Below are 13,454 nucleotides of genomic sequence, written 5' to 3' on the forward strand. Positions count from 1 at the left end.
CGCCATGCAGCGGCGTCTCTAGCCCAGCAACGAAGGCAGCGCGCTGGCGCCGTCGACATTGCCGCCACAAAGCAGGATGACGTTGGTCTGGCCGGTGCACCTCGCCGCGATCTGCCGGAAGCCGGCAAGTGCGAGAGCTGCCGCCCCCTCTACCAGCATATGCTCGTCGAGCAGCAGGTCCCGCATTGCGGCCGCGATCTCTGCTTCCGAGCAGGTCACGACCTCATCGACCACGGTCATCGACAATGGGAGGGTCACGCTGTCTTCGTCGAGACCGCCGGCAACGGCATCGGCGAGCGTTTCGAGGTGTTCGGTTTCGACCACCCGGCCGGCCCTTATCGAGGCCGCAAGCGCTGCCGAATTTGCAGCGGACACGCCGATGACGCGAGTATGCGGGCGGAAACTCTTCAGCACCGAGCCGATGCCGCTGATCAGTCCGCCGCCGCCCATGGCGATGAAGACATTGTCGATGCGTTCGGCTTGCTCCAGGAGTTCAAGTGCGATCGTGCCCTGGCCGGCGATGATTTCCGGGTCGTTGTAGGGCGAGACGTAGCCGAGCTTTTCGGTCGCGGCCAGCTGCTGCGCATGCTGTTCGGCAAGCCCGGTTTCGGAACCGTGAAGGACGACCTCGACGCCGTAGGCGCGGATGTGCTCCAGCTTCGCCGGCTTGACAATCTCGGGCAGCACCACCGTCAGTTTCTGGCCGATCGCACTTGCTGCGTGGGCAGCACCGATGCCGTGATTGCCGGAGGAGGCGGTGATCACCTGCTGGTCTCTTGGCAGCGAGGTCATCTTGCTCGCAGCCCCGCGGATCTTGAAGGAGCCGGTCAGCTGCAGGTTTTCCGCCTTGAACAGTACCGTCGAGGCTGTCTGCGGCCCGATCGCGCGCGACGGGATCAGTGGCGTCTCGTAGATGAAGGGGCGGATGCGCTGGCGTGCGCGGACAGCGCGCGCGGCCGTTTCGAAGACGTCTCTGGTCATGCGGTTGTTCCTTGCGAGCGGCCGAGCAAGCCGAGTTCATAAAGCACCGTGCGGGCAATGGCGATGTCCTGCGTCGCGATCCCTGTCAGGTCGGCGATGGTGATGTCGTTGTCCGAACGTCGACCTTCGGCCGCACCGGAAAGGACCGCGCCGAGGGCGACACAGCGTTCCTCCTGGATCACCACGGCCCGAGACGCCGCAGAAAATTCACCGTGGTCCAGGCATTGCTCGGCGAGATCGACAAAGAGGCGGTCGGCGCGGGCAACGAGGGCAGTTTCGAGCTCCTGCTTGCCGGGTGCGTCCGCGCCCATGGCGGTGATATGGGTGCCAGGCCCGATCCATTCCGATCGGATCAGCGGCTCCTTCGATGGCGTCGTGGTTACGATCGCATCGGACTGGCGGCAGAGCGTTTCGAGATCGGTTGCCGCCTCCATAGAAAGGTCGAGGTCTGTCAGGTCGGTAAGCACCGCATTTGCCTTTTCCATGGACCGCCCCCAGACCGTGAACCGCAATGGACGATCCGAGAGGGAGGCCAGCGCCCGGATCTGGATGCGCGCCTGCGTGCCGGCGCCGACGATCCCGATCGAGCAGGCGTCCTTGCGCCAGAGCGCCATGGTCGCGATCGCACCGCCGAGGCCGGTGCGAAGATCGGTGAGCAGGCCCTTGTCGTCGAGCACGGCCACCACGTCGCCGGTCTCAGAGGATACTGCGACCATCATGCCGGTGCTCGACGGCAGTCCCTTGGCCGGATTGTCGTAGAAGCCGGAGGCGATCTTCACGACGAAGATCGGATCGCCTTCGATGTAGCCGTATTTGATGTGGCAATCCGCATTCCGACCGGGAAGCGGCAGATAGCCGACCGGCGGCAGATTGGCGCGACCGTCGGTGACGGCGATATAGGCGTCGCGGATGGCCGGTGCCGCGAGCGTCAGCAACCGCAGCTCGGCCAGTCTTTCTCGATCGATGACGATCATGGCGCGCTCCCCTGGCTCAGATATTTGTAGACGGTCGCCCGGCCCATGCCGAGGATGCGCGAGATGTAGGAGGCGGCATTCTTGCCGCCGAAGGCGCCATCAGCGGAAAGGGCGATCACCAGCGCCTGCTTGTCGTTGCGGCTCAGGCTCGAGACTGTCAGCCCGCGCGCCACGGTCCATTGCTGGACATATTCGTTGACGCGCTCGTGCCAGTCTTCCTTGAACAGGCTCTCGGGCTTGTCTGCGTCGATGGGAACGCGGACGAGCGCGTTGAGCGTCCTGAGTGCCGCATGAAAGTCGGAGACATCGGCATTGATGCAGAGCACGCCGATCGCCTTGCCGTCCGCGTTTCGCAGCACGGCGCTGATCGCCTTGATCGAGCGTCCGTCCCAATTGACCTTCTCGTAGGGGCCGATGATCGCTTCGCCTTGGCTGAACCCGATTTCGCTCAGCAGCGAAGCTTCGCCGATCTCGCGCTTGGAGAAGTTGCCAGCGATCTGGACGACGGTTTCAGTCGCCAGATCGTGCAGCACGACCTCGGCATAGGGCTGGAACAGCAAGGCGATCGCGTCGCAGACCAGGCAATAGGGGCGGAGTTCTGGGGTCACGGCGTTCCTCTTCCTCGATAGCAATCCATAAATCACGCGTAGACGAAAAAGTCTATATTGGATTTATAGTCTGCACACCGCTCAAAACGACAACAGCGGCGCGCGATGGGCTCGCGCGCCGCTGTCCAAGCAGCCGACCGGGGAGGGGGATCAGCTAGCTCGTGGCGGTCTTGACGACCTTCGTCCGCCTCCAGCCGGCGACGAGTGGCATCACGGCCATGGCGCCCGCCAGGATCCAGAGAATGATCGAGATCTTGCTCTGGAACAGGATCGAGATATCGCCGCCGCTGATCGCCAGCGCATTGCGCAGGTTCACCTCCATCACATGGCCGAGCACGAAGCCGAGGATGATCGGCGCCATGTCGAAGCCGGCCTTTCGAAGCAGCCAGCCGATGATGCCGATGCCGAGCATCAGGAGGATCGAGAAAACCGAGGCGTGGGTGGAATAGACGCCGACAACCGACAGCACGAGGATGCCCGGAACCAGCAGCCAGTTCGGTACCGTCAAGACGCGGGCGAAGATGTTGACGAGCGGCAGGTTGAGGAGAAGCAAGAGCACGTTGCCGATGAAGAGCGATGCGACGAGACCGCCGACCACTTCCGGCCGCTCGGTGATCAGCATCGGGCCCGGCTGGATGTTGTAGAGCATCAATGCGCCGAGCATGACGGCGGTCGTGCCGGAGCCGGGCACGCCGAGCGTCAGCATCGGTACGAAGGCGCCGCAGGCGGTGGCGTTGTTGGCAGCCTCAGGGGCCGTGAGACCTCGTACGTCGCCCTTGCCGAAGGTGCCTTCGGTGTCGGAGATGCGCTTCTCCGTGGTGTAGGAAACGGCGCTCGAAACCGATGCGCCGGTGCCCGGCAACACGCCAACGATGAAGCCGATGACCGAACCACGCAGCGTCGCACCGATCGATTTGCGGATATCGTCGAGGCGGGCGGTCATGCGGCCGAGTTCGCGGATGACCGTGACGCCGCTTGCCTGGTGTTCGAGGATCAGCAGCGCCTCGGACACCGAGAAGAGACCGATGACCAGCACGACGAATTCGATGCCGTCGCCGAGTTCCGGCTCGTTGAAGGTGAAGCGATAGGCGCCGGAGGTGGCGTCGAGGCCGACGGTCGCAAGCATCAGGCCGAGCGTGCAGCCGATCAGCGTCTTTACCGGCTGGCTACCGACCATGGAACCGAGGGTCGCGAAGGCGAACACCATCAGCACGAAGTATTCGGCCGGGCCGAAGCCGATGGCGAGGCCCGCAAGCAGCGGCGCGAACAGCGCCAGCCCGACGGCGCCGAAGACCCCGCCGACGAAGGAGGAGAGGCCGGAGAGCATCAACGCTTCGCCGGCGCGGCCCTGGCGGGCCATCGGGTTGCCGTCGAGCGCCGTCATGACCGCGCCGGCATCGCCCGGCACGTTCAGAAGGATCGAGGAAATGCGGCCGCCATATTCGGCCCCGCAATAGACGGCGGCGAGCAGGATCATCGTGCTTTCGGCCGGCAGGCCCATCGTATAGGCGATCGGGATCAGCAGCGCGATGCCGTTGATCGGCCCGATCGCCGGCAGGGCGCCGACCAGGGTGCCGATGAAGCAGCCTGCAAGACCGATGAGCAGGTTCTGCAGGGTGAGGGCGACGGTAAAACCGTTCCAGAGATAATCGAGATTCATTGAGATCACTCCATAGCCGGCGGATCAGCCAAACAGCCGGCCGGCGGGCAGATAGACGTCGAGCAGGTAGGAAAAGACGAACCACCAGAGGGCGGCTTGCCCGACGCCGCCAATCAGCGCGAGACGCAGCGGCGCGCCGAAGATCCAGCCGACGCCGAAGGTCAGCAGGAAGATCGAGGCGGCGAAGCCGGCGGGCTCCAGAAGCAGTGCCGATGCAAGAAGCAGGAGCGGTACTGCAATGATCTTCACGAGAAGCCGCCCCTGCGGAAAGGCTTCGGTCGTTCCGGGGCTTTTCAGGTAGAAGAGGCAAAGCACCGCGAGGGTGATGGCGAGCAGCACCGGCACGACGCGTGGACCGAGCGGGTCCGAGGCGAAGGCATATTCGATCTGGCTGCCGCCGATGCCATAGGCAATCGCCAGCGCGAGCATCAAGAGCCCGCCGACCCTGCCGATGCGGGAGGATGAGGAAGTGGTGTCTGACATGGTTCTGTTCCAGATGTTTACGCCAGGGAACGGGTCTTCAATCCGGCCGGATGAGACGATCGGCAGGGAGCCCGTAAAGTGGTGGCAAACAAGCGGAGCGGGAGACTGTCCCGCTCCACCGTCCGGCTTACATGCCGGCTTCCTTGGCGATGATCTTGAAGCGTGCCACGTCCGCCTTGACCTGCTGGTCGAAGGCGTCGCCCACCTGAGTGTATTCGTAGAGGCCGCGCGCCTCCCGCTCCTTCACGAATTCCGGCGTTGCGGCGAGCTTGGTGAAAGCATCGGCCCACCATTTGTAGTCGGCGTCGGAGACGTCCTTGCCGACGTAGTAGCCGCGCCAGACCGGCCATTCGATGTCGACGCCCTGTTCCCTGGCGGTCGGCACTTCGGCGAGTTCGCCCGGCAGGCGATCGGGCGCCATGACCGCGAGCACGCGGACCTTGCCGGCCGCATGGTGTTTGGACATCTCCGCCGCATCGCCGGCACCGACCTTGACGTGGCCGCCTTCGAGCGCCGTCAGTACCGCGCCGCCGCCTTCAAGCGCGACGTAGCGCATCTGCTTCGGCTCCTGTCCCGCAGCCTTTGCCAAGAGCGAGCCCTTCATCCAGTCCTGCGAGCCGACAGCGCCGCCGCCGGCGACCGAGAAGTCGGTCGGGCTTGCCTTGTAGGCGGCGATCAGCTCGCCGAGGCTCTTGTAGGGGGAATCCGCGGCGACCACGAGCACGCCGTAGTCGGCGCCGAGCGCGCCGAGCCAGCGCACGGCGGTTTCGTCATATTGCCCGAACTTGCCCTGGGCGATCAGGAGCGCCGAGCCGGAGGAAGCAGCGGTGATCAGGTTGCTGTCGGCGCCGCGCTTGCCGATGACGTGGTTATAGGCAACCGCACCGACGCCGCCTTCCATGTAGGTAACGGCCATCGGCTTGCCGATGATCTTGGCTTCGAGCAGCGCATTGGCGGCAAGCCGGCAGGTCAGGTCGAAGCCGCCGCCGGGCTTGGCGCCGGCCAGGCACTCGGGCTTCGACGGCTCCGCACCGGCGGGCGATGCCACGGCGGCGAAAAAGCCGGCCGCCAGAAGGGTCTTCACAAAGGTTCGGGTCATGGTCTCTCTCCCATCCATGAGGTCTTCTTTCAAAGGCGCTATCGCGCGCCTGCCTCCACCGTGACATCCAGGATCCGGACGGCATCGACCCGCATCGACGGACCGCGTGGCGGCCGCCTGAAAATGCCTCGGCGATGATTGTCCTCCAGACCCTGGCCGCATCTCCCGTTGTGGCGATCAGGCAGTCCTCTTTCCTCCGCGAACCTGTCACCACGCTGTCACGAAAGCGGTCAAATCCGCCGGGTTGATCGGTGAAATCTTCCGTGTCACTGCTTGCCCATGCGCATCTTTCTGGTGGAGGACACGAGGGATGTCGGGGAGGCAATCAGCCGGCGACTGGAAAAGGTCGGGCACACCGTCGATTGGCAGACGGACGGTCAAGCCGCCGCCGACATACTCGAATTTACCGACTATGATCTCGTGATCCTCGACGTCATGTTGCCGGGGCTCGACGGGTTTGAGATCCTGCGCCATCTGCGCGCCCGGAAAAAGACGACGCCGGTGCTGGTGCTGACGGCGCGTTCTGAAATCGAGGACCGGGTCGGCGCGCTGGACCTTGGCGCCGACGACTATCTCGTCAAGCCGTTCGATTTCCGCGAGCTCGAAGCGCGCACGCGCGTGCTCCTGCGCCGCCGCCAGGGCGACCCGACCAACCTCATCGAGTGCGGCGATCTGGTGCTCGACCGCAACAGCCGCTCCGTGCGGGTCGGCAACCGCGAGGTCCAGCTCAAGCGGCGCGAGATCACGCTTCTCGAAGTGCTGGCCGCCCGGCCGGGCCGGGTTTTCAGCAAGGACGAACTGCTCGATCGGCTCTTCGGTTTCGACGAAAACGTCAACCCCAACGCCGTCGAACTCTATGTCGGAAGGCTGCGCAAGAAGATCGAGGGCTCGTCGGTACGCATCGTCACCATCCGCGGACTCGGCTATCAACTGGTGGCCGATGAAGCGGCGTGAAACCTCGCTCTTCTGGCGGCTCGTGCTGCGCGTGGCGCTGGTGCTTTGTGGTGGTGCGACGCTGCTTTCCGCCGCCGCCTGGTACTATGCCCGCGCGGCCGCCGACGATGCCTATGACCGGCTGCTCCTCGGGGCGGCGATCCAGATCACTGCGAACATGACTGTGGATGCGGGCAATCTGGGTGTAACGCTTCCGTCGTCGGCCTTCGAGTTGCTCGGCCTTGCCGAGCGCGACCGCATTTTCTATCGCGTGGTTGGCCCCGACGGCCGAACCTTGACCGGCTACGACGATCTCGAAATCGGCATAAACGTCACCGCGGCGCGGGCCGGCCCGGTGTTCCTGACGACGGAATATCGCAACGTGCCGGTCCGCGTGGCCGTGGTCTCGCGGGCGCTTTCGGATCCGTCCTTCTCCGGCTGGGCCTATGTGGTCATGGCGCAGACGACCGAAGCGCGGCGCGGGCTTGCCGGGGAATTGACGACCCGCGCCATGATCCTCGTCGGCATCATGAGCCTGCTTGCGCTTGCCGGCACCGTGCTTGCCATCCGCTATTCACTGCTGCCCGTCGATGCCCTTGCCGCGACGCTGCGTGCCCGCGATCCGCAGGATCTGACCCCCGTCGAGGCCGACATGCCCAGGGAGCTCAAGCCTTTCGTCGGGTCGATCAATCACTTCATGGGCCGCCTCGACGAGCGCGTCACCTTGCTTCAGCGCTTCATCGCCGATGCGGCGCATCAGATACGCACGCCGCTGACAGCCCTTTCGGCACAGGTCGACATGCTCGAAGACGACGACCTCGACGTCAACCGCAAGCGGCATCTCGGGCGCGTGCGGGACCGCGTCAGCCAGCTGGCGCGCCTCACCAACCAGTTGCTCAGCCATGCCATGGTCATCCACCGGTCCGATTCCGTGCGCTTCAAGCCCGTCGACCTTGGCGATATCGCCCGGAAGGCTTTCCGCTCGACGGTGCCGATTACAGTCGACCCGGACGTCGTCGTTTCCTTCGAGGACAGTGCCGAGCCGGTCTTCGTGCGCGGCGATGCGGTGAGCCTGCGTGAGGCGATAGCCAATATCATCGACAACGCGCTGCAGCATGGTGTCGAGCAACGGCTGGCCGTGCGCGTGAGGCGCGAGGATGACCGGGCCCTGGTGGAGGTCGCCGACGACGGTCCCGGCATTCCGCCAGCAGAATGGGCGGCGGTCACGACGCGGTTCGTCAGTTCCAAGACGGGAGAGGGAAGCATGGGGCTCGGCTTTGCAATCGCGGCGGAGGTGGCGCTGGCGCATCGCGGCACAGTTCGGTTTCTGGAGAAAGGCGGGCGCGACTTCACGGTCATTCTCGATGTTCCCCTTTATCGGGAGGGAACATGAGGATGTGGCGGCAACTTCGACCGATCGCACTTGTTGCGGTCCTTGGCTTTGCCAGCCCGGCCGGCGCGGTCGAGGGCACGCGGGCGTTCTTTCCGGCGCTCGAAGCCGAGCGCGGCCGGCTTGTCATCAACGGCGCGACCGACATCGAGGCGATGGAGCCGCTGATCCGCGATTTTCAGGAGACGGCGCGCGATGTCGCCATCGATTATACGGACTACGTGACCAACGATCTCTATCGGGACGCCGACATCGCCTGCCGATTGAAGCAGCCTTTCGGTGATCTCCTGCTGTCTTCGTCCGTCGATCAGTTGGTGAAGCTTGCAAACGACGGCTGTGCGCTCGCGCATGTCTCGCCGGAAACCCGCGACGTGCCGGCCTGGGCGAACTGGCGTGACGAGGTCTTCGGCTTTACCTTCGAGCCCTCCGTCATGGTCTACCACAAGGATTTCGTGCCGCCGGAGGATGTGCCGCACACCCATGGAGAGCTCACCGACCTGCTGCGCTTCAAGCCGGACTATTATCGCGGCCGCATTGGCACCTACGACCTGCGCCAGTCCGGTATCGGCTATCTGCTCGCCTTCCTCGATGCCCAGCAGGCCTCGACGACCTACGGCCGCCTGCTTGAGAGCCTCAGCCGCGCCGAAGCCGTGCTGCGCTGCTGCAACAATGCGGTGTTGTCTGAACTCGACAGCGGCAACGTCTATATCGGCTACAACATCCTCGGCTCCTACGCCTATGCCGCGGCGCGACGTAATGGCAAGCTCAGGATTGTGCTGCCGCGCGACTACACGCTGATCCTCAGCCGCGGCGCCCTGGTTCCGACGGGCGCCAAGCGCCCCGAGCTTGCCGGTCGCTTCCTCGATTATCTGCTGTCCGAACGAGGACAGGACGTGGCACGGGAGAAAGCGTTTTTCTTCTCGCGGAGCGGCGCACTGCCGGCCGAGGTCGACGGACCCGAAAAACTGGTGGAGTCCGGGATCGGCCGGCCGATCCGGATCGGCCCGGCCTTGCTTGCCGCGCAGGACCGGCTGCAGCGCTCCCGGTTCATTGACGACTGGACCAAGTTGATCGTCGATACCCCGGTTCGGCTGCGCCCGAATTGAAGGGCGCTGCCTGCGGTCAAAGCAGGCGCCGGGATCGCGCGCGGCCTATCGCTCGCCCTTGCGCCAGGCGCACAGTGCGTGGTCCAGTGACAGACTGCCGGGACCGGAGGTCATCAGCGCGAGCGCCATGGCAGCCCAGGTGATGTGGATGGGCCAGCCGTCCGGTACGGTCAGCTGCACAACAATCGTCAGGACCAGCAGCCCGAGGGCGGCAAAACGCGTTCCCAGGCCGAAGACAAGCAAGATGGGAAGAATGATTTCCGCCGAACCGGCGGCAAAGGCCGTCACGGCGGGAGCCGGATAGGGATAGGGGCCGCCGGGTAGATGCAGCCGGAATTCCGAGCTGAACAGCAGGACCGCCACGTCGTTCAATTGCAGGAACCCGTCCCACTTGCTCATGCCTGACCGAAAGAAGGGAACGGCAAGGCCGAAACGCAGGACAAGCTGGGAGAGCCAGAGCGGCGCGAGCGCGCCGACGGCTCGGTTCGCCCGACGGGTCCATTGCGACAGATCGGCTGTGTGGCCGTTTTGCGAAAATCTGGATGCGGACATCATGGTTTCATCCTCCGTGATGAGTTGCCGTAAAGGCACCGGCTTCGAGCGCGGTGGCGATTGCGGCTGCGAGATCAAGCGTGGGGCATTGCGTGGCAGCATCCGCAGCAGCCGCGGCGAGGGGGATGCCTGCCAGCAGCCGCGAAAGCAGAAGATCGGCGCCGGGCGCGAGACGGCGAACGATGACCTCCAGGTCGGGGCGGGTGATCAGCGCGCTCTCCGCATCAGCCGTTTCGATTCGTCCGACCGGCCCGCTCTCGCGGTTGACGGCAAAGATCGTGACGGCCGGATAATCGGAACGGACAAGCCTGGTCGCCGGATGCGGATCGAAGACGACGCCGCCGAGCTGCTCGGGCGCAATCAGGGAAAGTGCAGAAGGCGGAAGCGCCGGGGCGTCGGCGGCGTGATAGGCGTCGAGCCAGGCCCGTTCGATCCTTGCTACATCGGCAAGCCATGGCATGGATTGGGCATACTCGTAGCGGGCAATGGAACCCGGAAAGTCGCGGCCATATTCGAAGAGCAGCGGCGAGACTGGCGGTGTTTCGCGCACGTGAAAGCGGGCCATGGCGCGAAAGAAAGCTTCGCCGGTAATGCGTTCGGTCGCCGGGAAGGTCGCCGCCAGCGCTTCGATCAGGCTGACGGTGACGTTGTTGCGGTAGACATTGAAGCGCTTCACCGCCGCCTTGCCGTTCGGGCCGGCGACCAGAGCCGGCGTCGGCCGGTCAGGTGCGAGCAGCGGCGGCACGAAACCGGCGGCATAATTGCCGATGCGGTCAAGAGGCATGGGGAGCATGCCTTCAGGCGCGGACACGGATATTCTCCCGCGGCATCCGCTGCCCGTAGGCATCGAGGATCGTCTGCGCCGCAGTGGCCTCGCGTTTCAAGACCGGCCAGTCCGGAATGGCACTGTCCCACTCGATCAGCGTCGGGATGGCGCCGACGCGGGCGATGACGATGTCGTAGAGTTTCCAGACGGCGTCGGCAACCGGCCCGTCATGGCTGTCGATCAGGAGCAGGTCGCCTTCGTCGTCTTGCTGCTCCGCATGCCCGGCAAGGTGGATTTCTCCGACATGTTCAAGTGGGAAGTCATCGAGATAGGCAAGCGCCGAATAGCCCTGGTTGGTGGCGGAAACGAAGACATTGTTGATGTCGAGCAGCAGCCCGCAGCCGGTGCGCTTCACCAGTTCTCGGATGAATACCGTTTCGCTCATCGTCGAATCCTGGAAGGTGACGTAGGTCGACGGGTTTTCGAGCAGCAGCCGGCGGCCGATCGCGTCCTGGACCTCGTCGATATGATCGGATACGCGGGCAACGGTGGCCTCGGTGTAGGGCAGCGGCAAGAGATCGTTGTAGAAGGTGGTCTCGTGGGTCGACCAGGCGAGATGCTCGGAGACGAGGGCCGGTTCATAGCGGTCGACCAGTGCCTTGAACCGCCCCAGGTGCGCCTTGTCGAGTGGCTGTGGGCCGCCGATCGACATGGAGACACCATGCAGAGACACCGGAAAATCCTGGCGAATGCGGGCGAGCGCCGCATGCGGCGGTCCGCCGGCACCCATGTAGTTCTCCGCATGAATTTCGAAGAAGCCGCCGCAGGCATCATCGGCAAGGATCGCCTGGAGGTGCTGATGCTTGAAGCTCGTTCCGGCGAGCCCGGCGATTTCGTGTTTCGGCAGGTGAGGACCTACCGGGGCAAGTCTGCTGCCGTCGTCCGTTGATGTGCGCATTGCCAATCCCGTCATAATCCTGAGACCCTGGATGGCGGGTGGGAACGTCCCTGGACCGCTACCCCTTGAAAACCGAGGCGGAACGGGACGCGATCGCCCCGCGTCCCGTTCCTGAATTGCGATCGATCAGGACGGCATGTCGCGCGAAAGCGCCTCGGGCGAACCCATGCGGCCGTCGGGCAGCTTCATCGTCGTGCAGGTGCCGCCGTCGACGAATTTCCAGGCATTGCCCTGATAGTCGACGGTGGATGTTGCCTGGCACGTCGTGCCCGGGCCGGCGGCGCAATCGTTCTGGCCCTTGAGCGCGACGCCGAAGCATTTCTCCTTGCCGGCATCCATGGCGGACTTGACCTGCGCTTCAGTCAGTGGGCTCGCAACCGCGAGCGACGACAGGGCGGCGGCGACCGCGCTTGCCAGCATTGCGCTGCTGATCGTGGACTTCATGGACATCATATTATCTCCGTGTTGAACTGTTCCCGTGCGTCCTGTCTGAGGCGCACATCGGGTCTTTCGCCGCGGCGACACCGGGCGTTACATAACGTTGGCAACACGCTTTCGTGATGGGCTCGCGAGGTCGGTCTGAGCAGACAGCGGCCGCGAATTTGAGATAGCCGTGTAACAAACGCCGGGAATCGGCGAATGGGAAGGAAAGGCGCGGGTGAGCGGCGCGGACGACGAACATCTCGCAAGACTTCTCCGCGCGGCCGTGGCCGGCGACGAAAAAGCCTATGCCGACTTCCTGCGGGACGCAGCGCAGGCGATCCGTGGTTGGGCCCGACGTTGGACCATCGGCGGAGGCGTCGATGCTGAGGACGTCGTGCAGGAGGCGCTGCTGGCAGTGCACGTCAAGCGCCACACCTGGCGGGAGGATGCGCCGGTCATACCGTGGCTGCATGCCATTGCCAGGCACAAATACGTCGATGCCGTGCGTCGTCAGGCTCGCCGCCCGACGGTCGGCATTGAGGGGCTTGAAGACACGCTGGCAAGCGTCGAGACGGAAAAGGCCAGGGATTGGGAAATCGGCCGGGCGCTGGAAGGGCTGGCACCTGGGCAGCGCTCAGTGGTCAACGCGATTTCGATCGAGGGTTTCACGGTGGCTGAGACGGCGCAGAAACTGGACATGAATGAAACGGCGGTTCGGGTGGCGCTTCACCGAGGCCTTGCTGCAATCGCCCGCCGATTTGGACGAAACTGACCATGGACACGAACGACCTCATCAAGGCTCTCGCAGCGGACAATCGGCGACCCGGCCTGCCGATGAACACCGTATGGTCCGGCGTCGCCATCGGCGCACTCGTCCTTGCCGGTGTCGTGTTCTCGATCCTGCTCGGGCCGCGGCCGGATATCGCCGCTGCCGCCGAGACGGTGCGGTTCCTGTTCAAATTCGTGGTGACTATCGCGCTCGCCACGGCCGCTTTTGCGGCCATGCGCGTTGCCGCATGGCCCGACGCGGATCCGCGCAAGCTGGTGCCCTACCTTGCCGTCGCGCCGGCGCTCGTTGTCGGCGGTGTGTTGCTCGAGCTTCTTGCAGTGCCATCCGGTAGCTGGGTGACGAAACTCGTTGGAACCAACTATTTGGTCTGCATGACCTTCATTCCGCTGATCGGCCTTGCGCCCTTGGCGCTGTTCCTTCTCGCACTGCGCCATGGCGCCCCGTCGCGTCCCGGGCTTGCAGGCGCCCTGGCAGGGCTCGCGGCCGGCGGCATCGCCGCGACCTTCTACGCGGCCCACTGCCCGGACGATTCACCGCTTTTCGTCGCGACCTGGTACACGATCGCGGTCCTCATGCTGACGGTGCTTGGGGCGTTGGGCGGCCGTTGGGCGCTTCGCTGGTAGGGCCGGCCATATGAGCCTTCGCCGGCGTTCAAAACAAAAAAGGCCGGCAATGCCGACCTTTTCCCGCTCGCTGCGTCACACTGCCAGTACATCCGTGGTCAGCGTTTG

Annotated in this window: 15 protein-coding genes; 5 read left to right on the forward strand and 10 right to left on the reverse strand. The window is 64.6% G+C overall.

All coding sequences use genetic code 11. From position 1 onward, the window contains the following. Positions 1-18: 18 nt before the first annotated feature. The 6 genes from FA04_RS21035 to FA04_RS21060 form a co-directional block, all read right to left on the reverse strand. Entirely contained in the window at positions 19-981 is a 963-nt protein-coding gene (locus tag FA04_RS21035; RefSeq protein WP_034790238.1) for a pyridoxal-phosphate dependent enzyme, read from the reverse strand. Beyond that, entirely contained in the window at positions 978-1,955 is a 978-nt protein-coding gene (locus tag FA04_RS21040) for an ornithine cyclodeaminase family protein (protein WP_051659187.1), read from the reverse strand. The genes FA04_RS21035 and FA04_RS21040 overlap by 4 nt, the downstream gene beginning before the upstream one ends. After that, complete coding sequence (locus FA04_RS21045) at positions 1,952-2,563, reverse strand: helix-turn-helix transcriptional regulator (RefSeq protein WP_034790231.1); 612 nt, start codon at positions 2,561-2,563, stop codon at positions 1,952-1,954. The genes FA04_RS21040 and FA04_RS21045 overlap by 4 nt, the downstream gene beginning before the upstream one ends. A gap of 154 nt (positions 2,564-2,717) precedes the next feature. Then, entirely contained in the window at positions 2,718-4,223 is a 1,506-nt protein-coding gene (locus FA04_RS21050; RefSeq protein WP_034790228.1) for a tripartite tricarboxylate transporter permease, read from the reverse strand. A 24-nt stretch (positions 4,224-4,247) separates the two neighbouring features. Then, complete coding sequence (locus FA04_RS21055) at positions 4,248-4,706, reverse strand: tripartite tricarboxylate transporter TctB family protein (RefSeq protein WP_034790226.1); 459 nt, start codon at positions 4,704-4,706, stop codon at positions 4,248-4,250. A 127-nt stretch (positions 4,707-4,833) separates the two neighbouring features. Further along, positions 4,834-5,805, reverse strand: coding sequence for a Bug family tripartite tricarboxylate transporter substrate binding protein (locus FA04_RS21060; protein WP_034790224.1), 972 nt, complete (start codon positions 5,803-5,805; stop codon positions 4,834-4,836). Between the two features lie 279 nt (positions 5,806-6,084). Here FA04_RS21060 and FA04_RS21065 point away from each other — a divergent pair, with 279 nt between their 5' ends. The 3 genes from FA04_RS21065 to FA04_RS21075 are packed head-to-tail and all read left to right on the forward strand — an operon-like array spanning position 6,085 to position 9,234. Continuing rightward, positions 6,085-6,759 carry a response regulator transcription factor gene (locus FA04_RS21065; RefSeq protein WP_034790222.1) on the forward strand — a complete coding sequence of 225 codons (675 nt, stop codon included), beginning with the start codon at positions 6,085-6,087 and terminating at the stop codon, positions 6,757-6,759. Beyond that, on the forward strand, positions 6,746-8,131 hold the full coding sequence (locus FA04_RS21070; RefSeq protein WP_034790220.1) for a sensor histidine kinase: 1,386 nt from the start codon (positions 6,746-6,748) through the stop codon (positions 8,129-8,131). The genes FA04_RS21065 and FA04_RS21070 overlap by 14 nt, the downstream gene beginning before the upstream one ends. Then, positions 8,128-9,234, forward strand: a complete 1,107-nt coding sequence (locus FA04_RS21075; RefSeq protein WP_034790218.1) for an ABC transporter substrate-binding protein — start codon at positions 8,128-8,130, stop codon at positions 9,232-9,234. Before FA04_RS21070 ends, FA04_RS21075 begins: the two co-directional genes overlap by 4 nt. A 45-nt stretch (positions 9,235-9,279) precedes the next feature. Here FA04_RS21075 and FA04_RS21080 read toward each other — a convergent pair whose 3' ends face one another. From FA04_RS21080 to FA04_RS21095, 4 genes are all read right to left on the reverse strand, one after another. Then, positions 9,280-9,789 (reverse strand): DoxX family protein, encoded by a 510-nt coding sequence (locus FA04_RS21080; protein ID WP_034790216.1) that lies wholly within the window; start codon positions 9,787-9,789, stop codon positions 9,280-9,282. Positions 9,790-9,793: 4 nt separating this feature from the next. Continuing rightward, positions 9,794-10,579: an HvfC/BufC N-terminal domain-containing protein gene (locus FA04_RS21085; protein ID WP_089043813.1), complete on the reverse strand. Its 786-nt coding sequence runs from the start codon at positions 10,577-10,579 to the stop codon at positions 9,794-9,796. 4 nt (positions 10,580-10,583) lie between these two features. Then, positions 10,584-11,510, reverse strand: a complete 927-nt coding sequence (gene bufB / locus FA04_RS21090; RefSeq protein WP_082936537.1) for an MNIO family bufferin maturase — start codon at positions 11,508-11,510, stop codon at positions 10,584-10,586. A 126-nt stretch (positions 11,511-11,636) separates the two neighbouring features. Beyond that, the gene (locus tag FA04_RS21095) at positions 11,637-11,960 is read right to left on the reverse strand and encodes a BufA1 family periplasmic bufferin-type metallophore (protein ID WP_034790329.1); all 324 of its coding nucleotides are present in this window, start codon (positions 11,958-11,960) and stop codon (positions 11,637-11,639) included. Between the two features lie 208 nt (positions 11,961-12,168). On the opposite strand from FA04_RS21095, the gene FA04_RS21100 reads away from it, so the two are divergent. Both FA04_RS21100 and FA04_RS21105 read left to right on the forward strand, forming a co-directional pair. Continuing rightward, on the forward strand, positions 12,169-12,705 hold the full coding sequence (locus tag FA04_RS21100; RefSeq protein ID WP_034790212.1) for a sigma-70 family RNA polymerase sigma factor: 537 nt from the start codon (positions 12,169-12,171) through the stop codon (positions 12,703-12,705). A 2-nt stretch (positions 12,706-12,707) separates the two neighbouring features. Next, positions 12,708-13,346 carry an NrsF family protein gene (locus tag FA04_RS21105; protein WP_034790211.1) on the forward strand — a complete coding sequence of 213 codons (639 nt, stop codon included), beginning with the start codon at positions 12,708-12,710 and terminating at the stop codon, positions 13,344-13,346. Positions 13,347-13,454 lie beyond the last annotated feature (108 nt).

Source organism: Ensifer adhaerens (genome assembly GCF_000697965.2).
Classification (GTDB): Bacteria; Pseudomonadota; Alphaproteobacteria; order Rhizobiales; family Rhizobiaceae; genus Ensifer; species Ensifer adhaerens.

What these genes read in the sequence shown, in the direction of transcription:
- FA04_RS21035 (WP_034790238.1), bottom strand. Translation starts at nt 981, where the DNA reads ATGACCAGAGACGTCTTCGAAACGGCCGCGCGCGCTGTCCGCGCACGC.
- FA04_RS21040 (WP_051659187.1), bottom strand. Translation starts at nt 1,955, where the DNA reads ATGATCGTCATCGATCGAGAAAGACTGGCCGAGCTGCGGTTGCTGACG.
- FA04_RS21050 (WP_034790228.1), bottom strand. Translation starts at nt 4,223, where the DNA reads ATGAATCTCGATTATCTCTGGAACGGTTTTACCGTCGCCCTCACCCTG.
- FA04_RS21055 (WP_034790226.1), bottom strand. Translation starts at nt 4,706, where the DNA reads ATGTCAGACACCACTTCCTCATCCTCCCGCATCGGCAGGGTCGGCGGG.
- FA04_RS21060 (WP_034790224.1), bottom strand. Translation starts at nt 5,805, where the DNA reads ATGACCCGAACCTTTGTGAAGACCCTTCTGGCGGCCGGCTTTTTCGCC.
- FA04_RS21065 (WP_034790222.1), top strand. Translation starts at nt 6,085, where the DNA reads ATGCGCATCTTTCTGGTGGAGGACACGAGGGATGTCGGGGAGGCAATC.
- FA04_RS21070 (WP_034790220.1), top strand. Translation starts at nt 6,746, where the DNA reads ATGAAGCGGCGTGAAACCTCGCTCTTCTGGCGGCTCGTGCTGCGCGTG.
- FA04_RS21075 (WP_034790218.1), top strand. Translation starts at nt 8,128, where the DNA reads ATGAGGATGTGGCGGCAACTTCGACCGATCGCACTTGTTGCGGTCCTT.
- FA04_RS21080 (WP_034790216.1), bottom strand. Translation starts at nt 9,789, where the DNA reads ATGATGTCCGCATCCAGATTTTCGCAAAACGGCCACACAGCCGATCTG.
- FA04_RS21085 (WP_089043813.1), bottom strand. Translation starts at nt 10,579, where the DNA reads ATGCTCCCCATGCCTCTTGACCGCATCGGCAATTATGCCGCCGGTTTC.
- bufB (WP_082936537.1), bottom strand. Translation starts at nt 11,510, where the DNA reads ATGCGCACATCAACGGACGACGGCAGCAGACTTGCCCCGGTAGGTCCT.
- FA04_RS21095 (WP_034790329.1), bottom strand. Translation starts at nt 11,960, where the DNA reads ATGTCCATGAAGTCCACGATCAGCAGCGCAATGCTGGCAAGCGCGGTC.
- FA04_RS21105 (WP_034790211.1), top strand. Translation starts at nt 12,708, where the DNA reads ATGGACACGAACGACCTCATCAAGGCTCTCGCAGCGGACAATCGGCGA.